The organism is Stieleria marina (assembly GCA_007741555.1).
In the GTDB taxonomy this organism is placed as follows: Bacteria; Planctomycetota; Planctomycetia; order Pirellulales; family Pirellulaceae; genus K23-9.
Map to the genome: position 1 here is coordinate 1,268,196 of CP036526.1, position 19,559 is coordinate 1,287,754.

At 55.7% G+C, this 19,559-nt stretch carries 16 protein-coding genes; 7 read left to right on the plus strand and 9 right to left on the minus strand.

The window, feature by feature from the left end; translation table 11 throughout:
* Window positions 1–24 precede the first annotated feature (24 nt).
* The 6 genes from K239x_RS04525 to K239x_RS04550 form a co-directional block, all read right to left on the minus strand.
* Window positions 25–1,299 (minus strand): HTTM domain-containing protein, encoded by a 1,275-nt coding sequence (locus tag K239x_RS04525; protein WP_419189667.1) that lies wholly within the window; start codon window positions 1,297–1,299, stop codon window positions 25–27.
* Window positions 1,296–2,159, minus strand: a complete 864-nt coding sequence (locus K239x_RS04530) for a hypothetical protein (RefSeq protein ID WP_145416451.1) — start codon at window positions 2,157–2,159, stop codon at window positions 1,296–1,298. The genes K239x_RS04525 and K239x_RS04530 overlap by 4 nt, the downstream gene beginning before the upstream one ends.
* 303 nt (window positions 2,160–2,462) lie before the next feature.
* Window positions 2,463–3,857 (minus strand): TIGR03000 domain-containing protein, encoded by a 1,395-nt coding sequence (locus K239x_RS04535; RefSeq protein ID WP_419189668.1) that lies wholly within the window; start codon window positions 3,855–3,857, stop codon window positions 2,463–2,465.
* A gap of 213 nt (window positions 3,858–4,070) precedes the next feature.
* Window positions 4,071–5,354, minus strand: coding sequence for a protein-L-isoaspartate(D-aspartate) O-methyltransferase (locus K239x_RS04540; protein WP_145416452.1), 1,284 nt, complete (start codon window positions 5,352–5,354; stop codon window positions 4,071–4,073).
* A gap of 220 nt (window positions 5,355–5,574) precedes the next feature.
* Window positions 5,575–7,149, minus strand: coding sequence for a Ppx/GppA phosphatase family protein (locus K239x_RS04545; RefSeq protein ID WP_145416453.1), 1,575 nt, complete (start codon window positions 7,147–7,149; stop codon window positions 5,575–5,577).
* Window positions 7,150–7,245: 96 nt separating this feature from the next.
* Window positions 7,246–8,184 (minus strand): bile acid:sodium symporter family protein, encoded by a 939-nt coding sequence (locus tag K239x_RS04550; RefSeq protein ID WP_145416454.1) that lies wholly within the window; start codon window positions 8,182–8,184, stop codon window positions 7,246–7,248.
* 356 nt (window positions 8,185–8,540) lie between these two features.
* On the opposite strand from K239x_RS04550, the gene K239x_RS04555 reads away from it, so the two are divergent.
* The 5 genes from K239x_RS04555 to K239x_RS04570 all read left to right on the plus strand — a co-directional run bounded on the left by K239x_RS04555 (window position 8,541) and on the right by K239x_RS04570 (window position 12,938).
* Complete coding sequence (locus K239x_RS04555; protein WP_145416455.1) at window positions 8,541–9,710, plus strand: cytochrome c; 1,170 nt, start codon at window positions 8,541–8,543, stop codon at window positions 9,708–9,710.
* 45 nt (window positions 9,711–9,755) lie between these two features.
* Complete coding sequence (locus tag K239x_RS28260) at window positions 9,756–9,929, plus strand: hypothetical protein (RefSeq protein WP_419189669.1); 174 nt, start codon at window positions 9,756–9,758, stop codon at window positions 9,927–9,929.
* 52 nt (window positions 9,930–9,981) lie between these two features.
* Window positions 9,982–11,040 (plus strand): COX15/CtaA family protein, encoded by a 1,059-nt coding sequence (locus K239x_RS04560; RefSeq protein ID WP_419189670.1) that lies wholly within the window; start codon window positions 9,982–9,984, stop codon window positions 11,038–11,040.
* Between the two features lie 154 nt (window positions 11,041–11,194).
* Window positions 11,195–12,238 carry a heme o synthase gene (gene cyoE / locus K239x_RS04565; protein ID WP_145416456.1) on the plus strand — a complete coding sequence of 348 codons (1,044 nt, stop codon included), beginning with the start codon at window positions 11,195–11,197 and terminating at the stop codon, window positions 12,236–12,238.
* Window positions 12,239–12,284: 46 nt separating this feature from the next.
* Entirely contained in the window at window positions 12,285–12,938 is a 654-nt protein-coding gene (locus tag K239x_RS04570) for an SCO family protein (protein WP_145416457.1), read from the plus strand.
* A gap of 37 nt (window positions 12,939–12,975) precedes the next feature.
* On the opposite strand, the gene thpR is transcribed toward K239x_RS04570, so the two are convergent.
* Window positions 12,976–13,545: an RNA 2',3'-cyclic phosphodiesterase gene (gene thpR, locus K239x_RS04575; protein ID WP_145416458.1), complete on the minus strand. Its 570-nt coding sequence runs from the start codon at window positions 13,543–13,545 to the stop codon at window positions 12,976–12,978.
* A gap of 21 nt (window positions 13,546–13,566) precedes the next feature.
* Here thpR and K239x_RS04580 point away from each other — a divergent pair, with 21 nt between their 5' ends.
* A complete protein-coding gene (locus K239x_RS04580) occupies window positions 13,567–14,556 on the plus strand; it encodes a YheT family hydrolase (RefSeq protein ID WP_145416459.1) in 990 nt (329 codons plus the stop codon).
* 11 nt (window positions 14,557–14,567) lie between these two features.
* Here the strand turns inward: K239x_RS04580 and K239x_RS04585 are convergent, their stop codons facing one another.
* Both K239x_RS04585 and K239x_RS04590 read right to left on the minus strand, forming a co-directional pair.
* Entirely contained in the window at window positions 14,568–15,230 is a 663-nt protein-coding gene (locus K239x_RS04585; RefSeq protein WP_419189671.1) for a PEP-CTERM sorting domain-containing protein, read from the minus strand.
* A 317-nt stretch (window positions 15,231–15,547) separates the two neighbouring features.
* On the minus strand, window positions 15,548–15,922 hold the full coding sequence (locus K239x_RS04590) for a 2Fe-2S iron-sulfur cluster-binding protein (RefSeq protein WP_145416461.1): 375 nt from the start codon (window positions 15,920–15,922) through the stop codon (window positions 15,548–15,550).
* A gap of 222 nt (window positions 15,923–16,144) precedes the next feature.
* Here K239x_RS04590 and K239x_RS04595 point away from each other — a divergent pair, with 222 nt between their 5' ends.
* A complete protein-coding gene (locus K239x_RS04595) occupies window positions 16,145–19,471 on the plus strand; it encodes a DEAD/DEAH box helicase (protein ID WP_145416462.1) in 3,327 nt (1,108 codons plus the stop codon).
* The last annotated feature ends 88 nt before the right edge of the window (window positions 19,472–19,559 follow it).

The window sequence follows — 19,559 nt, forward strand, 5'->3', positions numbered from 1 at the left end:
TGGCATCGAATTGGAAAAACAGGATCATTCCTGTTCGTCGGTTCGTTGCTTTTTTGCCTTTTGGCGACGTTCCGCGTAGCGTTTGATTTTTGCTTCGCGACGTTTGAGACGCGTTACGCGTTCGCGGTATTTGGCTTCGCGTTCTTTGACCAGGGCGTGACGCGATTTCAGTTTCGCATACTTGGCACGGATTTTTTTCTCCGCCTGTTTCAGCTTTTGCGCTCTCAAGTCCTGGTCTTGATGGATGCCACTGCCTGGTCCCAGGTCGGCGACTAAGTTGTCGATCTCCTCTTGTTCCTTTTGATCATCGATCGGATCGTCGACAGGGTCGTCCCCGAATCCGGTCAGCCAAGTTGGTTCGATGAAGATCATGTTGGCCGCGACCATCATCAAACCAAACGTTGCCATCCCCAGGAACAAAGCGATGCCGCCATGAACGGCGATCGCCAATCCCAGCACGATCGGCCGAGTCAACCGGGGCCAAATCAACGCGCAATAGAACACTTCCCAAAACAGGGTGATGTTGGAGAGTGCGGCGATGATTCGCGGATACGCCCCCAGCCACGTCATGTCGATGGACTGGTATTCATAGTTGCCGATGGCATACCAAACCGCGGTTCCATCCCACCACGAATCTCCGCGAGCTTTGGCTAGGCCGCCGAACAGATAAATGACACACAGGTGGATTTGCAGCAGTCGTGTAGCGACGTTGGCGACAACGCTGGGACGCACATCGGGGAACAGCCAATCCAGTTTGGGGCTGGAGCTGATCTTGTTGAGGAATTTTTTACGAATCCATGTGTCGACCGAAAACGTGCTGCCGCATGGCGTGAACATCAAATACATCACGGTGTACGTGACGATCTGATCCAGGCCGAACAACGCTCCTGTTAGCCGGTGGATGTACATCAGTTGCAGGAACCAAGCAGCCGGTCCGGTGATGCGCGTGAGCAGCCCGATCATGAACGAAGCCGTTACCAGGATGGTCAGTACCTGATGGCTCCACAGCAGCGATGGGCTGTCCAGATACCAAAGGTAGCTATGTCCGGCATCGGCGATCCCAAACGCGCCATCGTGCAGTTGCATGGCGGTGTCGTTGTTGATCCACGCGGTGTCACCTAAGAAAGAGGTCAGCTGCGAAGCCAGCACGAGATGACAGTAGAGCAACATCGCGCCGGTGAAAATGCGCAGCAGACCCAGCACATGGGGCTGTCGAGGTGTGAACCAGAATCGGTCCCAGGTGTTCCAGCTGGAAAGCAGCCAGTTTTTGGGTTGTTCGGTTTGCGACTGCAGGATCACGATTTAACCCCTGCTGTGTCTGGTTCCGGTGTGACTTCCGAATCAGCATTCTGCTGGGCGTCAGTCTCGCTATCTGGTGCTTCCTTGGGGGCGTCGTCTTTTGAAGCAGTATCTTTCGATGCATCGTCGACTGGCGCCGTTAAGTCTTGGACGGCAGCAGGGGCGGGAATCGATTCGGTGGGAACGACTTGCGGTGGTGCGACCGTGATCGGTAGGTCAAGCAGGACTTCGTAAAGCAGCGGATCGTTAAGGGCGAAGTCGCCGGCGTGAAATTCGGCAGCGCTCGGGATCAGGTGTTCAACACGCCGGATGGCGACGGGCTTGCGATCGTTCTGTGTGCGGAGGTGGTCAACCAAGGACTGGCGGACATGTTCGTATCGGGCACGAAGCCTGACCCACTGCTCGGCAGCGGGACGGTCGATCTGGGCCAGTTCGCGTGGCGGCCCGGGCGGCTGATAAATCTCCGTCAGAAATTCAGCCAGCATGAAATGCCGATGGTACAGCAGTCGCGGCCACTGTTGTTCTCGATCGGGATACCTGGTTTCCGTGCGCTGTCCGTCGCTCTGCGTTACTGCCGCGTCGATCAAGTGGCTAGGGCCCGGATCGGGAGCAAAGAAAGCATAGCCGCGGTCGAGATACAGAAACTCGGTGTATGCACGCAGCGGCCTCAGGAGTGTCGTCACGATCGCTGATCCACCGCTTTGAAACATCATCGGTGGCAGTGCGACTGCCAGCAAGTGAACGATGATCAAGACGCTGATCAACGAACGCTTCCAGTTGCCTCGCTGGACTGGGGTTTCAGCGTCGGCTGGGTGAGAAGCTTCGTCGCTCTGTTGGCCAATATCGCTGCTAGAAGACATCGTGGTTTGATCGAGATTGGCGGAGCATTTCGAGGAGATGGGGCGTTTTATTGCTCATCAATTGCAAGCCGTCAATGGAAAGGCGGCGTCAACGAACCACGGTAACTACCAGGCGTTTGAAGTACAGGCTTTGCCCGCTCTGATCCCGCAAAACAATGCATTTACGACGTTCAGGTCGGATGTGGTGTCCCAAAACAGCACGAAAAAAGCCGCGTTCCCATTTGCATGAAAACGCGGCTCGATTTGAATCTGAAACGGAAAAACTCGCGTCAATCTAGTGACATGCCATTTTCCCTATCAGCTTTAGTTTTTTGCCACGTCAGCGGCATCGAAATCGAATGAGAGTTCGATCGTGCTACCGGCAGCGACATTGACGGTCTGCTCTTTGCTGACTTCTTGACCACCGACGGTTGCTGTGACGCGAACGGTGTAGTCCTTCCAGCTTTCTCCAGCCTTGAGCGACTTCGTACGGAACGTGCGAATCGCTCCTTTGCCGTTGGTGTCGGTACCAGCCAAGTTCACTGTAGCGCCCGATGGGACGTGCAGTTTGACGACGGTGGTTACCGGCTGTGCTTCGACGACGGTCGTGTCTTCAGTCGCAGGCTTCGCTGTCGTTTGCTGAGCGTCGAAAACGACTTGCTCAGTTTGACCTGGGCGAAGTTTGACTTCTTTACTGTCGGTCGTTGGTTGACCATCAAAATCGTATTCAACTTTGACCACGTAGGTGTAAACGAATCCGTCTTCCAAACCACGTGACATAAACTGACGAACCGAACCGCTGCTCTTGGTCGCGTGACCGTTGACAGTTACTTTCGCGGAATCGTTGGGAACGGCTACCGTCAGGAGTGCTGCGTCCGAATCAATTGCAGGCTTGCGAACTTCATGAGAAACCGACTGGCCACTCGTGTCGATCGAAGCTCCGGTGTTGATAGGAGCTGAGTCGATGATCGAACCTGATTCCAGAACCGAAGAACCACTGTCCAAGATCACGCCCGAATCGTATCCGCCGTCGATGATGGTTTCGCCAACGGGCGAATAAGCATCGTAGCTGGACTGAATAACGGGTGATTCGTAGCTGTCAGCGGATGCTCCGTAAGAGATCGTTTGAACGGGCTGCGAATACGTAATAGGTGCCGAGTAAGAAACAGGCGTCGCGATGTAGCTGGATCCGCCCGAGCTTCCGCCAGAACTACCACTCGAAACGTAGCCACCGCTGGATCCGCCACTGCTACCCGATGAACGGCGTGCGCGAAGTTTGGCGATCAAATTTTTCAAGGGTCCAACGCGTCCACCCGACGAACCGGATCCGACACTTCCGCCGGACGATGCCGAGCGTGCTGCAACGTAACCGCCAGACGATCCTGATCCAGTGCTTCCACCGCAGGAGCCTGAGCTGCGTCGAGCTTTCAGGCGAGCCAAGAGGCCACCGCCGCCGGATGATCCGCCGGTCGAACCCAGCGTGATACCGCCCGAGCTTCCACCGCTGGAGCCCATGCCGATACGTCCACCAGATGAACCACCGCATCCGCGAGATGCCAAGCGAGCACGCAAGCCGCTAAATAGACCGCCTCCGCCAGATGAACCAGTGCTCATTCCGCCAGATGATCCGCCAGACGAACCGCCTGCATCAGCCGTGGACGAGAAGCTCAACACCGCGGCAACTGCCACGGAGTAAGCACAAACACGAAGATAACTCATGAAATCCAGACTCCCTCTTTCCTGTCAATTTTGCCATCGTGGAAAATCCACCCTCTTGTGTCCCCCCGCGCGGAGAACTTTCTTTGCAAGAAGATAACGCATCAAATGCGCCGTTCAAGCAGTTGGGGCAAAATTTGTGTCCCAGAGGGGACGGGTAGAATAAGGGGAGTTTGATGCGGGCCGCTGAATTGCTGCCAATTTGTCAGATTTGGTTCAATCGATCCGCGTAATTTCGATCGAATCAAAATCAGCCGTGCCCGTCGCTCCGAACAAACCGACCCGCAAAATCGCCTCGCGGGTCGTCGGTGGGATGCGAATCAGGCGGCTAGATCCTCGCCACGACCGAGTTCCGCCGTAGGGCCCCAGCGCGAAGGTGCCCAGATCTTGCCGCTGTGCGTCGTACAAACTGATTGCAATCGCAGGCAAAGCTTCGGGGGTCGGTCCCTTCTTCACACCGTCGGTTCGTGCACGACCGCTTAGCCGGAGCATCGAGACTTCGCGGCCGTCAATGGCGATGCCCTGCAGCAAGTGAGAATTCAGTCCCGGCGTTTCGTTTTGGAATCGCGCAAAGTGAGCGCCTTGAGGACCGTTTTTGCCACTCGTCGAATCGCCGGCAGCGTTCGTCTGCTGTTTAACCTGACGACCGTAGTACCAGCCAGGTACGAAGTCGACGATTTTGGCCTGATCGCCTTGAGGAAGTTCGTCAAAATTTCCGTTGATGACCTGGGGGTTGGCCGCATCGGGCAGTTGTTCGCGGTTGTCTTCCGCTTCACCTGTCATGGGAACAAACAGGGTCGGGCGAAGCGCCTCTTTGACCAGCTTGCCCTCTTTTTTGGTCATCCGAAACAGCGTCTGTTGATAGCGTTCGCCGACGGGGATGATCATATGACCGCCCTCACGCAATTGGTCGATCAAAGGTTGGGGCACGGATTCCGGGCTGCACGTGACAATGATTTTGTCGAACGGTGCCGCATCGGGCCAACCTAAGAACCCGTCGCCCACACGAGTCGACACGTTCTGGTAGTCCAGTCGCTTCAGTGTCGCTTCGGCGGTCTCGCCTAACTCCGGAACGATTTCGATTGAATAAACGTGTTCAACTAACGGACTGAGCACGGCGGCTTGATAGCCACTGCCGGTGCCGATTTCTAAAACCTTGTCCGACGGTTGTGGATCCAGCGCTTCGGTCATCAATGCCACGATGAATGGACTGCTGATCGTTTGCGAACTACCGATTGGAAGTGCCATGTCAAAGTAAGACCGTTTCCGATCCACCTTGGGGACAAATTCGTGGCGCAGGGTGTTGCGAATTGCACTCAGGATGCGCGAATCGGTAACTCCGGCCGTCTCGATGCGTTCACGAACCAGTCGCTCGCGCACTTCCATATACGGGTCATCGGCGAGAAGGTCACCCGGCAAAATAATAAACGTCAAAACGAAAGCTCCAGCAGACAGGTAGCCATTGAGGCGTTCGGAGAAACAGACTTTGGCGGCATTCATAGCCTTCTCGTCGAGATTCAATTGAAGAAGCGAGGTCGCAGTCGTTCAGTGTAGCTGACAGCACTCATGAAAATCGCGAGATGCAAAATTAAGCGCATTCTTCTGGCCCAAGCGACAGTCTTTGCGCGAAGGCAGAGCGACTTTGCGCGCTGGCAGAGCAATTCGTCTGACACTTCGCCGAGCAATTCATGGCAGGCTGTGTCGGGCGCCCGCGTGAAAGCTACTTGCCCGATCGCAGCAAGACAGGCATCCCAAAGACGTCGCGAAACAGTCCTGCGTTTTGACGCATGGCAATCTGCTCCAGCGAAACGTCTTCCACGCCTGGAACGTTAATGACCAGTCGTTTTCCTTCGCGTTCGCATTCGATTTCGCGGATTCGCCCGCTGCGCGTGTCCGCCAGCGCAATGGCCAGGCGCAGCAACGAAGCCAGTTTGGATACCGCGACTCGTTCTTCGCGTGGCAACAATCCGTACTCGGGGTGCGACGACTGTGGTGACGCTCGGCGATAGTACCTGGCCACTAGCCCGACTTGTAGCAACTCGATTTTGGACAATCCAAACAAATCGCTGTTGCGAATCACATACAGCGCGTGCTTATGGTTGCTGCGAACATTGATCAGCATGCCGATTTCGTGCAGCAATGCCGCAAGATACAAAATCACTTCGTAGCGGCTGTCGAGTTGGTGATCATCTTGCAGTTGATCATACAGTTTGCGTGAAAGTTCAGCCACGTTTCGGGCGTGCATTTCGTCAAAATCAAACTTGCGTCCCAGCGAGACTGCCGAACGTACGCTCTGGTTTCGAAACTCTGTTGTCCAGCTTCCGCCAACCGCCATATCGTGCAGCAAGCCGTCGCGCAAATTGGTTTCGCAAACGTACAAGTGTTGCAATTCGAAGTGCCGCGCCAGCATCGTGTAAGCCAATAGCGCGGGGACCAACGTTTCCGCTTCGATAAAACTGGCGCCGAACTGTCTTACGATCTCGTCTTCATCCAGTTTCAGGACTTGATCGGTCAAGTTGGCAAGGTCTTTGGTCGGCAACTTCGCCAGCGAAACCCCGTCCCAGTTTTCGAGCAATCGATGAGCTGCGAAACGAATGTCGCCACCGATCGCAACCAGTTGAATTTTTTGGTCTGGGTTGACCTGTTCCGCGATCTGCACCAGCGTGCGTTTGATGTGGCTTTCTAAAATCGATCGACGGCGCAGCGGAGTCAGGCGACCGGTCTCCAGCGTCTTGAGCAAACGCAGGGATCCCAGTCGGTACGATTGACTGTGCAGGACGTTTCCGCCGCGGATGACCAGCAGTTCGGTGCTACCGCCACCGACTTCGACCACGACCGATTTGCTGTCGGCTAGTTTCTTTTGATTCATCAAATGGGGCATCACTCCCATGTACGTGATGCGATTGACTTCGGCTTCTTCGAGCGCTTCGACTTCCAACCCGGTCGCTACAAAGATACGGTCGATGAAGGCCAAGCGATTGGAGACTTCGCGAACCGCTGACGTCGCGACCACGCGGACATCGGCGGGCGAAGTGATTCCGTATTCCTGTAGAACACGCTGGTACTGTTTCAAAACCGAAGCGGTTTTTTCAATGCTCTTGCGAGACAGCCGCCTGTCATCAAATGCTTCGCGGCCCAGGTCCACGGATTGAACAAGCGTATCGAGCGTTCGCACATCGTCCTGGTGGATTTCTGCGATTGCCATCCGAATACTGGTCGCACCAATGTCGATCACCGCCACCGGACGCGGGGACGATTCGGTCGAAATGGAAGAACTGGAGAGGCCTTGAGCCATGAGTATTCGTGCGGTCGAGTGATATCGAGCAGGGACACGATGATCATAAGGCCTGGACTGCCATCGTCAAAGTCGCGTCCGGACGGAGCGGCTTGTTTACGCCAACTCTTCATCCACGAGCCCGTCTTGACGTCGCCAAACGATCGCAAGCAGGGTGCCCGTCAACATGCAGCCGAACGTGTAGGCGGCAGTAGGAATCGTGGCCAGCGTTTCGGGACCGTACAGGGTGACGGCCAACGCGGTCCCCAGGCCTGCGTTTTGCATGCCGACTTCTAATGACAAAGCACGGCGAAACGATTCGGGCAACTTGGCACTCCCGCCCAGCAAGTAGCCGGCCGCGTAACCGACTAAGTTCATCGTTAACAACGCAAGGAGTAAGAGCATGCCGACACTTTGCAATTTGTCTCGGTTTGACGCGACCACGCTGGCGATGATCCACAGCAACGCCACCGATGCGATTTTGCCGCTGTAGCGACTGGCGATGGGTTGAAGCCACGCCAGTTTTTGCGATGCGATGTAGCCCAGCACGGTTGGGAGGGCTACCAACAGCGTCAGAATCAATGCGGTATTGGTCGATGATTGAGCCGTCGCGCCCGTCACGATTGACAGCACGGCCGGTACGGTGATCGGTGACAGCAAGGTGGCGACGGTCGTCAATGAAACCGAATAGGCGACACTGCCGCCGGCGGTGTGTGTCAGAACGTTGGACGCCATCGCACCGGGGACGCATCCGCATAAGATGACTCCGGCGGCAAGTTCTGGATCCAGTGGAATCAGTTTCGTAACCAGCCAAGCCGCTAATGGCATCACCAAAACCTGCGCCGCGACGCCCAGTCCAACCCACCAAGGACGCGATCGAAGTGGTTGCAATTCCACGGGTCGCACCAGAGTCCCCAGCGAAAACATCGTCGCGATGATGAGGGTCCAAAGTAGATTTCGTGAAAGGCCAAACGGATTGAAACCCACTGCATCGGCGGGCCAAAAGAACGCGATCCCAGATGATGCGACCAACCAAAACAGAATCGATCGAAACATGGTGGCGATTGGCAGGTGATGCTGGGAAAGATTCGGTTGACGTTAGCAGATGAGATCATAGGCGAGCTGGGCAGTTGGTTCTGCGCTTGCCCCAGGGATCTGCCAATTGAATCGCCTCGGTATGACCGCTCCCCGTTCGAGGGCACCAACGAATTCCTTATTCGTACCCCGAAGAAATCGTCCGTAAATCACACGGCAATGAGCGTCGCTGGACGGCAATCCACGCTGGTGCGACAATCGGCGCGTTTGTTCTGCAGACGTTTTCGCGGTTGAATAGGTGCCTGTGGTTGGTCGATGTGCTGCTGCCAGCCACCTACTGCTGTCCCCCCCTATTTCCCTCCGGCCCAACCTTTTTGATGCGTCCTGTTATTCTTCTCTGTCTGTTACTTGCGATTGGCTGTGACGCTGCGATCGATCAGTTTCCGGCCAACGATGTGTATGCGCTGACGCTAGCTCATTCTCGAGACGTGCGCACTGAACTGGCTCAGAGAGATGTTGCGGAAGTCATCAGATCGCTGTTTGGTACCCCCGAGAGTCCTGTTTGGCCTTCCGAAATATTCGACGGCGAAGCAAAATCGTTGGTCAAAAGCGAATCTCTGACGGCTGCGGCAGGCCCGATTTTTAGTGATCGCGAAGGCAATAACTTTGGACTCTTCAACAAGCACTGTGTCGCCTGCCACGGAGTATCCGGATCGGGGGCTGGGCCGGCGGCCGTTTTTCAAAATCCGTATCCACGTGATTTTCAAGCGGGCGTTTTTAAGTGGAAATCCACTGAGCGTTCGGCGAAACCAACTCGCGACGACTTGGTTGGGTTGCTGCATCGCGGTGTAAAGGGAACCGGAATGCCTTCGTTTGCACTCGTTAGCGAAGCGGACGTTTCGGCGTTGACCGATTACTTGGTCTATCTGTCTGTCCGCGGTGAAGCGGAACGCAAGCTGTTGGCGTTTGCAATTGACGAGCTGGGTTACGACGACAGCGAAGACGATTCAAGTGAATTTTTGATCGAGGACGCTGACGTTCACCAGATTGTCGGTGAGATCGTTGAATCATGGCTCGACGCGTCCAAGCGGGGCGTGCCCGTTCCCAAGGAAGTCGCGAGCAATACTGATTCGATCGCGCGAGGAAAGGATCTCTTCCACGGACAGATTGCTAACTGTGTCGGCTGTCATGGTCCAGGCGGCAATGGCGCGGCGGTCACGTTGGACTTTGACGACTGGGCAAAAGAGTATTCCAGTCGCATTGGCCTGACACCGACGAACCGCGACGCGATGAAGCCCTTTCGACAAGCCGGCGCGCTGCGGCCTCGCCAAATCAAACCGCGGCAATTAAACCAAGGCGTCCTGCGTGGTGCGGGGGATGGCAAGGCGATTTACCGGCAAATCAGTCAGGGGATCGCCGGAACTCCGATGCCAAGTCTGACAATTACCAAGCAAGAATCTGCAACGGGATTGACTAGCGATCAAGTCTGGGACTTGGTCCACTACGTACAATCGCTCGGCTCCCAGCCCGGAGATACATTACCGTGAAGAATCAGAAACTCTGTCGGCCGAACCCTTCAATAGACACGACTCATGACTGAAGACAATTACCGAACGATCTGTTCCATCCTGGGGCTTGTGATCGGATTGGGCATCATGTTTGGAGCCGGTTGGGGCGGGATGATTCCCGGCGCAATTTTTGGTGCTGGCGGAGCCGTCACGGGCGGAATTTTGGGCGAAAAGTTGTTCGCACGCAAACAACGATGATGCAACAACGCCGCGGTTGTGCGTAGGACTGAAGCGGCGAGAAAGACTGAAAATGAACATGGAGCCCGAGCCCTCTTCCGCTGAACTGACCAAAGACGATCCATCGTCATCGCGGATCGTCCACCGTTTGGCGGTCCTGTCGGTCTGCTTGGTCTGGCCTTTGATTTGGGTCGGTGGCCTGGTGACAACGTACGATGCGGGAATGGCGGTTCCTGATTGGCCCAACACCTACGGCTACAACCTTTTTCTGTATCCGTACAAAACTTGGTTGCTGGGGCCGTTTGATCTGTTCATCGAACATGGGCATCGCCTGCTGGGTGCCGTCGTTGGGTTTGTCGCGATTGGATTGGCGGTGGCCGCTTATCTGAAAGAAACGCGTCGCTGGGTGTTCTGGTTTGCCGTCGCTGTTTTGCTGGCGGTAATCTTTCAAGGCGCACTCGGGGGCATCCGAGTCGTGCAAATGAGTCGGACGCTGGCCATGGTCCACGGCTGTTTTGGGCCTGCTTTTTTTGCTGCGTGCGTCGCCTTGGCCGTGGTGACCAGCCGCTCTTGGCGTGACAGTTGCCCAGCGGATCGCGGTCAATCAGCGATCACAGAACTCGCTCAGGTGCCGCGATCGACTGTGATTTTGGGTTTGGTATTGGTCGCTTTGGGCTATACCCAGTTGGTTTTGGGGGCTCAGCTGCGACACGTTCAGCCGACGATGAGACCGGATGGATTTGCCACGATCGTCGTTTTTCACGTTGTTACCGCGTTTGTGCTGTGGTCGGTGACCGCGGTGGGGTACTGGCGGATGCGGAAGCTAAAATCTTGCTGCGGCGATTTGACGCTCTGGAGGCCTGCGGCGGCTCTGATAGGATTAGTGCTGCTGCAAATCGTTTTGGGGACAGGAACTTGGGTTGCCAATTACGGCTGGCCGACGTTTCTGCAAGGTTTCCCAGGCGCAACGGGTTTCCTGATCCGGGCGAAGGGGTTTTGGGATTCGATCGTGGTAACGGCTCATGTGGCAACGGGCTCACTGATTTTGGCCGTATCAACGATGATCTGGGTGCGATCCTGGAGGTTGCGTTACTGTTCACAGTCAGCCAGTGAAGTTGCCAACGAAACATAACGCGAACCAATCCACGACCGCAGAGATTCAGCGCGGCAGTTTAATCGACGCCGACTTTATCGACGCCGATAACGTTTCAGTTGATCCCGCTCCGGCGATTTCGGCTACGAACATCCACTAGTTTTTCTTCTCCTCTTTCTGTTTCGACAAGTCGATGTCAACCGACGTGATGATCGCCGACGCCGCCACCGTTCACTCCGATTCGGTAGATGGCCCTCGTGCGCTAGAAATCAGTACTGCGACATCGAACATTCCTGCGGTGAATCCTGCAGCGAAGACATCTGGGTCAAACGCAATGAGCGCTGAAAGGCCCAAGAATGAAACGGCAACGAGTACTTTGCGTGACTACGTTGAACTGACGAAACCTCGAATTGTCACCATGATCCTGGTCACGACGGTAGCCACCGCCATGATCGGAGCAGGCGGATTGGTTGCGATCGTTACGATGCTATGGCTGCTACTGGGCACCGCCATGGTCGCTGGAAGCGCCGGAGCCGCGAATCAAATTTGGGAGCGTGTGATCGACTGCGAAATGCTTCGCACCGCAAAGCGTCCTTTGCCAGCAGGCCGCGTTCGTTTGCTACCAGCATCGATGTTTGCGTTTTTGCTGGGAGTATGTGGGACGGTTTTGTTGGCAGTGCAATTCGGAAACGCACCCGCTATCGCCGGCGTTGCGACTTGGATGTTGTACGTGCTGGTCTACACGCCAATGAAAACGCGAACGGCTTGGAACACAACCGTCGGTGCCATCGCCGGCGCCTTACCTGTTTTGATCGGATACACGGCAACCGGCGGCACGATGAGCGATGCAACTGGTTGGTTGTTGGTGGGCGTCTTGGTCGCTTGGCAATACCCGCATTTTATGGCCATCGCATGGATGTACCGCCGCCAATACGGCGAAGCAGGTTTTGTCATGACGACGACAATTGAACCAACGGGCCGATCGGCTGGCTGGCAAAGCATTTCGGGATCGTTGGCGTTGATCGCGTGTGGCGTCACCTTGGCTTGGATTCCCGGTGGTTTGTGGATGCCGATCGTCGCAACTATCGGAGTCATCGCGGCTTGTTTTCCTATGTTGAAAGCGTCGCTGCGATTCTCCAAACAAGCGGATGATCAAAATGCACGCAAGCTGCTTCGATCGTCGCTGTTGGTTTTGCCTGCCCTGTTATTGATCATCACGATCCGAGTGTTCTGGTAGCAATCGCTGCTACTCCCGCCCTTCACTCTCTTTGTCAATCGTATCCATGCGCACCGTCGTCCATTTCCTGTTGATTCTGCTATTGGGTGCTGGTATTGGACTGGCGATTCGAGCCTTCAAGCCGGCTCGGCAAGCTGACGGTCCCGGTCCCGATGAAGTGGTTTTTACCAACGATGGCCCCAGCGAGAGCGAGGCGGCGATTGAAAACCCCGACCCGTCGCATCCTCCTGAGGACGAAGAGTGGCTGAGTCGATTTGAGCTGACGGAACGAAGTGGCAAGCAGGTTTCGAGCGAAGATCTCAAGGGCCAGCCGTACATCATCAGCTTTTTCTTCAGCACCTGCCCAGCCAGTTGTGTCACTCAAAACACGAGGCTGAAAGAGTTGCAAACGGAGTTCGAGGGCCAAGGTGTTCGCTTTGTCGCTATCTCTGTCGATCCCGAAACGGACACACCCGAAGTGTTGCGAGAGTACGCCGCGCGTTTCGGCGCTGACCCCAAGCAGTGGTTGTTTATGACGGGTGACTTGACCTACATCCGCCGCGTGGGCAGCGAGATTTTTCAGTTGCCGGTCGACAAGAAGTTTCATACCGACCGCTTTGTGCTGGTCGATGCGGATGGCAAAATCGAAGGTTTCTACAATTGGCCCGAAGCCATGCAGTGGAAAAAGCTGAAAGCCAAGATTCGCGAGATGCTGAAGTAGTCGCCGCGTCCCAGGCAGCGAGATTTAGCAACGAGACTTACTCGCCCAGTTCGATGGTGTCCATCACGTTGTAGGTCGGACCGCCTTTGTCCAGGAAACTAGCGATCAGTTCGACGACGTCGGTTTCCATTTCGCCAAACTCTTTCTCGGCGTGATCCTGCAGGACTTCCAATGCTTCGGCGCTGATCCGTCGATTTCGGCTACGTCCAATCGTGAGATGCGGCCGATAGTCGCGCGGTTCCGGTTTGAAGCCTAGATCAGCGAGTTGGGTTTCGATCTGGGAAACCATTTCCACCAAGGCTCCGGTGGGGTCTTCGGCACCGATGTACAGAACGCGAGGACGGTCGAGGTCGGGAAAAGCGCCCGTCCCGACGAACTTCAGCGGAAACGGATCGAACTGGTAGCAGACGTCCGAAATGACTTCGCAGATGTCGTGGACTTCGGTGTTATCCACGTCGCCCAGGAATTTCAACGTCAAATGCAGATTGTCGGTGGGCACCCATTTGATACCCCCGTCCAAGTCGCTCAATTTACGAATAAGCTTTGCTGCTCCGCCGCTGATGCTGCCAGCTAAAGGGAGCGCGATAAAGGATCGAATTTTTCTCATCCCAGAATCTTACACCGAAACATGCTTCCTTTTGATCCGCCTAAATTCAATTCTCATGCGTTGATTCGCGGCGGTCACCTACAAACCATCTTTTCGGTGGGGCGAACCGAACCCGCACCGCCTGATTCACAGGAGCATCGGGTGGTGTTGCCGGACGGGGATTCAATCGTTTTGCAAGACAATCAAGCGGTGAATTGGCGACCCGGCCACGCGTCGCTGTTGATGATTCACGGACTATCGGGCTGCCATGGATCCCCTTACATGATTCGTTTGGCGAACCGGTTTGTGAAAAACGGCTGGCGAGTTTTTAGGATGGACATGCGAGGTTGCGGTGCCGCTTGGTCATTGGCCAGCCAGCTTAGCCATGCTGGTCGAAGCGATGATTTGGTCGCCGGACTGGCCGCAGCGGCACAGATCACTCAGTCAGGACCCATGCATGCGATCGGCGTTTCCTTGGGGGCAAACCAGTTGCTGCGTGCCGTGGGGCGCATTGGCAGCGGGATTGATCGCGAACCAGACTGGTTTGGTCGGCTTAACCGCATCGCGGCTGTTGTTCCGCCGCTGAATTTGTTGGCTTGCAGCGAAAACATGCAGCGACCGTCCCGGCGAATCTACAATCACTATTTCATCGCGCAGCTGCTCGCTCGAATCCCCCAGCAAGTCAGTCAGCGGGTTGACTGCCAGGAAATCTTGGCAGGTCCACGACCGCGCACGTTACGCGAATTAGATGATCGGATGACCGCGCCCCTCAGTGGATACGCTAGCGCCGTGCAGTACTACCAAGACGCGTCGGCGTGTCATGTCGTCAATGACAATCCGGTGAAGACTTTGGTCGTCGCCGCTGACGACGATCCCATCGTGCCGATCACGTGTTTTACAGAATCAGAGGTGCCTTTTTCGCCATCGACGCAGCTGCTGATTTCACGCGGTGGAGGGCACAATGGTTTCATCGGACCGCGAAAGGTCAGCTGGCTCGACGGCCTGATGCAGCAGTGGTTCGTGGGGCGATAAATTAGGTTCCGCTAGCGTCGTCTTCGGAGGACGAGGCCGCCGACTGCAAAAGCGAGTAACCCCATCGCTGATGGCTCCGGCACGGCGGATACCAGTAGACTTCCTTCGACACGAAAGTCGTCGATGAAGTAGTCTTCTGCCGCGGCATTGGTGCTGCCGCGGATGCGAAACTGCAGCGTCGCGTTGTCGTCGGCCGAACTGGGTAAGCTGATCAAGCCCGTTGACGTTGGAACGGTATTCCCCAGCGGCAGAGTTGGCAAACTTTCGCCTACCGCGTCATTGACTCCGTTCCAAACCCGGGCATCGCTAATCAGCGTCGTAAATCCCGATCCGCTGTCGTACTCCAGCGCCAGGAAATCGTTGTTCTCAAAATCGGTGACCGATTGAAACGCGCGCAAGTCAACCATCAAGTCCTGGAACCCCACCGTGCTAACAGTCCGAGTGATCGAGAACTCAATGCGTCCGGTGCCGCCAGTCTTGTCGAAGATAGCGGCTGTGTCAGTCAATCGGACGACATCAGAAATCTCGCCCACCGCGTCGCCCGTAGTGATCAAGTCCTCGATCCAGCCATTGGCTCCTGGGTCTAGACTGAAAGCATCCTCGAAAACGATCGCCGCATTGGCTTGTGTAAACGCGAAAGCCACTGCGCATGCAAAACCTATGATCACCCGCATCGAATCCGTCCTTGGAGAGATGTACATTGGTACCCAAGAAACGTTTCGTCGATTCGGCAGTGCCGTGTCGCCATGCAATGAGGGAAAACCCTCATCCTGATCAAGTCACGTGCGGTCGTAACGGCTAGGCAAAGTGCAAGGCGGCGTAAGTAACGCGGCAGCCCAAGTGCAAGGCGGCGTGGGTAACACGGCAGCGCGAGCCACAAACCAACCCGGTCGCTCACGGTGCCGTCGGCAGTTGACGACTGTAAACGGTTCCAGTTCCGCAGAGGGCCCCGCCGATCTAGCGGGACAGTCGCGAGTCTATTTTGGTGATGCTATTTGGTAGTCCAAACCGGTTCCGGTTGGATCGAATCAGCAACCGGCGATCCTTGGTCCTTGCGACCGCTGCCCTCCAAGCGACTGATGAGTTCGACAGTCATGTCGGACTCACAGGCGATTTGGCAACTCAATCGGACTCCGGCTTCGGTTACTTCGCGAGCCTGCAGAGTTTCCTTTTCTGCTTCGGTCATCTTGTCCGGTTCGCCTTCGACGATCTTTACGCGGCACGTGGTGCACTTGGAAAATCCGCCGCAAGCGTGCAGTTGGTCCGTCCCGGCGTCTTGGACCAGGGCCTGGGTCAGGCGTTTCCCTTGGGGGACGTCATACTGGCCAAGGGTTTTGCCATTTTCTTGAACGGTTAGTTGCGGCATCGTGATTTATTTCTCCGTAAGAAACTTCGAGGTCGGCTTCGAAGCCGTTAGTGATGGTTTCGGACTGCATTTCGCCGGATTGCCCAAAGTGCCATCGTCAACGAACACAACGTTGATAGAATAGCGGGTTGGCGCTGCGCTGGGGATTGCACGCGATGCAAGTCCCACGAAGTCGCCCGACTGGATGCAACAAAGATCTCGCGACACCTGGAAAACTGCAGTATGGAATTGACTTCCGACGATGCAATTGCGGCATTTGGCCTTTTGATCGCCGAAGCAGCCAAAGGACTGGTCGATGCGCACGACGAGTCCTTGGACAAACGAGCCGCGATGATGCGCGTCGAATCGCCGGTTTTTCAACGCGATAACGACGAGCTCCTCTTTGAGTTCAAAGTCAAAGGCAACCGCCAAAAACCGGTTGTCGCCTCCGTCCTGATTGTGCCCGAGCGAGGCGAAGACGGCGAGGACTTTGACTACACGCCGATGGACGTCAGCCTCAAAGCAACGCCATCATGCCAGTGCAATGATTTCACCCGTGACGCTGCCTGTTCGCACACGCTGGCGGTGGCTTGGTGGCTGCAAGAACAACTCACGCGGCGCAGCATCACCGAAGTCTTTGAGTTTTTTGAAGAGCTAGAAGTCGACACCATCGCAGTCGGTCGCGAGGTCTGTGACAAAGTGTTGAAACTGGCCGACGAAGCCAACAAGGTCGAAACGGGCGAAACGACTCAGCTGCAGTGGCGCGTCGGGCTTTCGGATTCTCGCTACTACGCGCCGCTGAGTATCGTGGCTTATGAGCAGAAGCCGCGAAAGAATGGCAAGGGTTGGACCAAAGGCAAGGAGATTCGCAGCTACGATTTATTGAAACGCGATTTTCACGGCAACCAAGTCGATGGCGAAATCGCGGGGCTGATCGCATCTCCCAGTTACAGTTTCGATGGCGATCACTTCACTGAATATCGCGCTTTGCAATTGTTGGCCGGACATCCCAACGTGGCTTGGGACGATCGTGAATCGACCGCCGTGGCGGTTCTCTCGGGCGAACTGACGCTTAATTTGGAACCGGTCGAAATCGATGTCGAAAGCGAAGACGGCTCCGAAACCGTGACGCGTTTTCGACCCGTCATTGGCGTTTCGGGTATCAAGATTGATCCGGCTGAGTGCGAAGTTTTGCTCGGGTACAGCAGCCCGGTTTCACCAGTCGTCGTCTTGGCGGATATGAAATTCAATCGCCTGGTAGTTTGCACGCTTCGTAATCCACGCGCGACTCGGTTGATTCAGTATCTGGTCAAAGCCGATCTAAACGAAACACTTTTCGATGCCGAGACAGCGGCGAAGTTGTCCGTAGGAGCAGCTCGCGTCGATTCACTGGTACGGGTCGATCTGCCGCAACAATTGGCTGGCCCCATTGAGCCGGTCGAAGCCGAGTTGGTGTTTGAACTGCGTCCGCGCGTTGGTGCCGGGCTGCACATTGCGTTGGTCATGCACGACGATCGCTTTCGTAGCGAATTGGTTCCGGGAAAATCACCGGACATTATCGCTTGTCTAACCGACGATGGTCCCGTGCGTTTGCAACGCAATTTGGCCAATGAAAAAGTCAAGGCTGATGCAGTCGTTGATCGCTTTCAGTTCACACAGTTGTCTGCCGATGGTGATTACCGCTGGGTCGCTGAAACCGACGAGTCCGCATTGGATTTGCTGGCGCGATTGCACCAGGGCGGCGAAGAAACACCGCGTATGATTTGGCCCGAAGGCGAGTCGATTCGGATTCGAGGAGAAATCACGCCGGGCGCGTTGCGGGTTCATATCGACGATCGCAAAGATTGGTTCGGGCTGACCGGTACGTTGACGTTGGAAGGCACCGACGTGAAGTTGGCGGATCTCTTAGCCGCCGTGCGCGATAAACGCGCGTTGGTGCAGGTGGGTGATCGAGAGTTTGCCAAGATCAGCGATGCGTTTCGCAAACGATTGGAGCAACTCGGTGACGCTGTCGTCTTGGACCGCGGCGCACTAAAGGTCGCCGAAGCGGCTGTGCCGGCAGTACAGGAGTTGCTTGGTGAAGACGTGGGATTAGAAGCCACCGCACGATGGCATGAATCCATCGAACGGTTGGAATCGCTCTCAAATTGGACTCCAGAGAAACCAGAAGCTCTGGATGCGACGCTGCGTGACTATCAGCTGGATGGCTACCGATGGCTTGCCAGGCTAAGCACCTGGGGTGTCGGCGGGATCTTGGCCGATGACATGGGACTTGGCAAAACCGTTCAGACGTTGGGTGTCTTGTTGGATCGCGCAGACAAAGGGCCCGCGTTGGTTATCGCGCCGACCAGTGTAGGCGAGAACTGGATTCGTGAAACAGAGCGATTCGCACCCGAATTGAATGCCAAGCTTTATCGCGACAGTGACCGGGATAAACTGATTCAATCAGCTGAACCGGGTGACTTGATTATCGTTAGTTACCAGCTTGTTCAGCGAGACGTGAAACGCTTTGCATCACGTGAGTGGGGAACGTTGGTTTTGGACGAAGCGCAGTTCATCAAGAATTCACAGACGAAAACGTCGCAAGCGATTCGCAAAATCGAAGCCGACTGGCGGATTGGGCTATCCGGTACGCCATTGGAAAATCACTTGGGCGAATTGTGGAGCCTGTTGCGAACGCTCAGCCCTGGGCTGCTCGGATCGTGGGAACGATTCCGAACTCGCTTTGCCGATCCGATCGAACGTCACAAAGATGACGAACGTCGGCAGTCACTGGCTCGTTTGGTGCGTCCATTTATCTTGCGACGAACCAAAGACAAGGTGCTGAGCGAGCTACCGCCGCGAACGGAAATCCAGTTGCAGGCTCAGCTGAGCAAACCGGAACGCAAACTTTACGAAGATGCTCGTTTGGCCGCGGTCGCCGAACTCAGCGGCGTCGTCGACAACGAAAAACAGGGCGAGCAAAGAATGCGCACGCTGGCTTGGTTGACGCGACTAAGGCAACTGGCGTGTCACCCGCGTTTGGTCGATGGAGCGTGGTCCAAGAGTTCAGCAAAGTTGGACTTGATGATGAACTTGGTCGACGAGCTTCGCGAAGGAGACCACCGCGCGTTGGTGTTCAGTCAATTTGTCAAACACCTGGGAGTGGTTCGCGAAGCATTGGACGCACGTGGTGTCGAGTATCAGTATTTGGATGGATCGACGCCCGCCAAAGAGCGCCAGCGGCGCGTTGACGCGTTTCAAAATGGCGAAGGCGACTTGTTCCTGATTTCGCTCAAAGCAGGTGGCACGGGATTGAATCTCACAGCGGCTGATTACGTGATTCACTTGGATCCTTGGTGGAATCCAGCTGTGGAAGATCAGGCGACCGACCGAGCGCACCGAATCGGCCAAGAGCGTCCTGTCACGGTTTACCGCTTGGTTGCCCAGGCGACCATCGAGGAGCAAATCTTGGAAATGCATGCCGACAAACGTGAATTGGTCGCGGGGGTTTTGGACGGGACTGATCGAGCCGCCAAGATGGACACGGCCGACTTGATCCAGCTGATTCGCGAAGGCGTGACGTCGTAGTTTCAGCTTGCCGCGTCAACATCTGGCTGGCGTGATCTGGCTGGCTCGTCAAAACCAGCCGGACGCATCCAAATCGCGTGGGACGGCG

Excerpts from the sequence above, each read along its gene's own strand:
- K239x_RS04530 (WP_145416451.1), bottom strand. The coding sequence starts at position 2,159 with ATGTCTTCTAGCAGCGATATTGGCCAACAGAGCGACGAAGCTTCTCAC.
- K239x_RS04535 (WP_419189668.1), bottom strand. The coding sequence starts at position 3,857 with ATGAGTTATCTTCGTGTTTGTGCTTACTCCGTGGCAGTTGCCGCGGTG.
- K239x_RS04540 (WP_145416452.1), bottom strand. The coding sequence starts at position 5,354 with ATGAATGCCGCCAAAGTCTGTTTCTCCGAACGCCTCAATGGCTACCTG.
- K239x_RS04545 (WP_145416453.1), bottom strand. The coding sequence starts at position 7,149 with ATGGCTCAAGGCCTCTCCAGTTCTTCCATTTCGACCGAATCGTCCCCG.
- K239x_RS04550 (WP_145416454.1), bottom strand. The coding sequence starts at position 8,184 with ATGTTTCGATCGATTCTGTTTTGGTTGGTCGCATCATCTGGGATCGCG.
- K239x_RS04555 (WP_145416455.1), top strand. The coding sequence starts at position 8,541 with ATGCGTCCTGTTATTCTTCTCTGTCTGTTACTTGCGATTGGCTGTGAC.
- K239x_RS28260 (WP_419189669.1), top strand. The coding sequence starts at position 9,756 with ATGACTGAAGACAATTACCGAACGATCTGTTCCATCCTGGGGCTTGTG.
- K239x_RS04560 (WP_419189670.1), top strand. The coding sequence starts at position 9,982 with ATGAACATGGAGCCCGAGCCCTCTTCCGCTGAACTGACCAAAGACGAT.
- cyoE (WP_145416456.1), top strand. The coding sequence starts at position 11,195 with ATGTCAACCGACGTGATGATCGCCGACGCCGCCACCGTTCACTCCGAT.
- K239x_RS04570 (WP_145416457.1), top strand. The coding sequence starts at position 12,285 with ATGCGCACCGTCGTCCATTTCCTGTTGATTCTGCTATTGGGTGCTGGT.
- thpR (WP_145416458.1), bottom strand. The coding sequence starts at position 13,545 with ATGAGAAAAATTCGATCCTTTATCGCGCTCCCTTTAGCTGGCAGCATC.
- K239x_RS04580 (WP_145416459.1), top strand. The coding sequence starts at position 13,567 with ATGCTTCCTTTTGATCCGCCTAAATTCAATTCTCATGCGTTGATTCGC.
- K239x_RS04585 (WP_419189671.1), bottom strand. The coding sequence starts at position 15,230 with ATGCGGGTGATCATAGGTTTTGCATGCGCAGTGGCTTTCGCGTTTACA.
- K239x_RS04590 (WP_145416461.1), bottom strand. The coding sequence starts at position 15,922 with ATGCCGCAACTAACCGTTCAAGAAAATGGCAAAACCCTTGGCCAGTAT.
- K239x_RS04595 (WP_145416462.1), top strand. The coding sequence starts at position 16,145 with ATGGAATTGACTTCCGACGATGCAATTGCGGCATTTGGCCTTTTGATC.